General features: G+C 64.4%; 1 pseudogene. It reads left to right on the top strand.

From position 1 onward, the window contains the following. Window positions 1-615, top strand: a pseudogene (locus JJD74_RS30625) (hypothetical protein); the annotation flags it as partial.

Genomic DNA, 615 nt, shown 5'->3' on the forward strand with positions numbered 1-615 from the left:
CCCGGGACCCATCCGCCGGCCCCTGCCTGCTGTATCGGCCGTTGTTTACCCCCACACTTGCCCAATACCCATCCCCGACCAACCTGCTGTATGCCATTGCCCAGTCCCCCAGCCTGCGCAGCTCGGTGCTGGCCTGGTTGCCCGACCCGGTGCGCAACGAATACGCCAACTATGTGTTCCCCGGCGACCTGCCATCGCCCTGGGCCGTCGCGGACTTCCTGGTGGATACCTCGACACTGTGGACCATGAGCGGGCCCATGCGCCTGGACGACAGGGCTCTGGACGGTGAGTGGTTCAGTACCCTGTACGAAGCCAACGCCCGCGCACTGACCACGCTGGCTGACCGCCAGTCGGTTTCCAATGCCGAAAACCGCTGGGCCACCTTCAAGCAAGCCGGCTGGCTGATCCTCAATACCCTGCTGCCCTTTACCAGCCCTGCCGTGGCCACCGGCACCTGGATCTGGCAGGTCGTCGAGCAATTGCAGCAGTTCGTCGATGCCCGCGAGCAGGGTGATAAACCCGCACAGTGGGCGGCCTTCACCGATGCCCTGCTGAACCTGGCAATGGCGATCACCCTGCATATCAGCACGCGCTTGCACCCCGGCGCCCATAAAA

It is taken from the genome of Pseudomonas sp. MF6776 (assembly GCF_016613125.1).
GTDB classification, from domain to species: domain Bacteria; phylum Pseudomonadota; class Gammaproteobacteria; order Pseudomonadales; family Pseudomonadaceae; genus Aquipseudomonas; species Aquipseudomonas iridis.